Origin of the sequence: Crocosphaera sp. XPORK-15E (genome assembly GCF_034931425.1) — a bacterium.
Taxonomy (GTDB): domain Bacteria; phylum Cyanobacteriota; class Cyanobacteriia; order Cyanobacteriales; family Microcystaceae; genus UHCC-0190.
The window spans coordinates 1-1,570 of sequence record NZ_JAYGHQ010000066.1; the positions used below are offsets into that span (position 1 = coordinate 1).

Here is a 1,570-nt window from a genome sequence, read left to right on the forward strand (position 1 = left end):
GCCTCTTTTATAGTAGATAAGTTCTGAGTCCATCAACGGAAAATTTACAGGTGGAAAATTTACAGGTGGGATTTAGTTGAAACCCAAAAAGCACATCCTTATATTTTAGAGGCGATTCATCAAGGGCTTGAATTATGAGCATAAAATCTGTGTATAACATCTTGAGCTAAATTCGTGATTTTTCAACACCCCAGACAATCTTTATAGACTATACCAAGTTGAACGTCCTTTTCCGTGTCGGGTTAATTGTTTTTGTTGACATAATTCATTCAGTCTCGCTTTAATGGTACTACGGCTTTCTTCTGTATAATTCTCTATTTCTCTTGTGGTAATTCTACCCTGTTCTTTAACTAATTCTAAAATTTTTACGGATAACTCAGGGAGAGCCATTGGAAAGATTAATTCCCTTTCTAATTTTTTCTCTAATCGATCTTTTTGTCGTTTCAGTGAGCGAAAAAAAAAATAACAACCAAGGGGTATAATTAGGAGAGTCGGTTTTAAAACTTTTTTGAGTTTGTCTTAAAGCGAGGTAGTAACTCTCTTTATTCTCTTCAATAATGGTTTCTAGGGAACTATAAGGTACATAAGTATAGCCTGTTTTTAATAATAACCAAGTCGTAACAATGCGAGAAATCCTGCCATTTCCATCTTGAAAGGGATGAATAGCCAAAAATTGAACAATAAAAATTCCGATAATCATTAGCGGATGAATCTGTTTTTCTTCGATGGCATTACGAGTCCAAATTATCAATGACTCCATTAATAATGGGGTATCAAAAGTGGAAGCAGTTTCTAAGATAATCCCTAAACTTTTTCCTTCTTGATTAAAGGCTTCAATATGATTATCAATAAATTTATAATTTCCTCTGTGTCTTTCATCTTTATCACTATATTTTAGTAAAATAGAATGGAGTTGTTTAAGATAATTTTCCGTAATTGGAATTGTTTCCCAACTATTAAATAATATTTCCATAACTTCTGCATAGCCAGCCACTTCTTGTTCATCTCGACTGGTAAAAGAAGCTGGATCTAGGTTACTTAATAAGGTTTCAATCTGGCGATCGCTTAACTTCACCCCTTCAATACGAGTCGATGAGCCAATACTTTCGATTGTAGCCACTTTCCGAAGTGCCGCCAATTTTTCGGGCGCAAGAGTTCTTAAAGTGCGCCAAGAACCTTTAAACTCCTCAATTTCAGCGATAATAATTAACATTTCGGGGGTTATGGCAAAGTTGTTTATATTCATGGGGTGACTGATGACCAATTATTCAACCAATTACAACCAATTGTAACCTATTCAGTCTAATTACCCCATCCTTTTTCTATGTTAAAATCCCCAAGATAACGCCAAATGAGGATTATGTTCATCAATATCCAACTTCCCTTAAATATTGACCAGCTTCAAAAACAAGACCAAACTCTTAGTTTAGCTGGAATGACTTGGACAGACTATGAAAAATTTAATGCAGAAGAATACTTAGGCTATAGAGTTTCTTATTTCAATGGAGTAATTACTTTAGCTAAATCGCCGAAAGCCCCGCGCCATAATGTACTCATTTGGCGACGGGAT

2 protein-coding genes and 1 pseudogene are annotated in these 1,570 nt (G+C 35.0%); 1 reads left to right on the forward strand and 2 read right to left on the reverse strand.

Features of this window, described 5'->3' with window-relative positions:
- Positions 1-201 precede the first annotated feature (201 nt).
- Both VB691_RS24390 and VB691_RS24395 read right to left on the reverse strand, forming a co-directional pair.
- Entirely contained in the window at positions 202-390 is a 189-nt protein-coding gene (locus VB691_RS24390) for a DUF977 family protein (protein ID WP_323294123.1), read from the reverse strand.
- Positions 377-1,246, reverse strand: a complete 870-nt coding sequence (locus VB691_RS24395; protein WP_323294124.1) for a Fic family protein — start codon at positions 1,244-1,246, stop codon at positions 377-379. Before VB691_RS24395 ends, VB691_RS24390 begins: the two co-directional genes overlap by 14 nt.
- A gap of 114 nt (positions 1,247-1,360) precedes the next feature.
- Here VB691_RS24395 and VB691_RS24400 point away from each other — a divergent pair.
- Positions 1,361-1,570, forward strand: a pseudogene (locus VB691_RS24400) (hypothetical protein); the annotation flags it as partial.

Excerpts from the sequence above, each read along its gene's own strand:
- VB691_RS24390 (WP_323294123.1), bottom strand. The coding sequence starts at position 390 with ATGGCTCTCCCTGAGTTATCCGTAAAAATTTTAGAATTAGTTAAAGAA.
- VB691_RS24395 (WP_323294124.1), bottom strand. The coding sequence starts at position 1,246 with ATGAATATAAACAACTTTGCCATAACCCCCGAAATGTTAATTATTATC.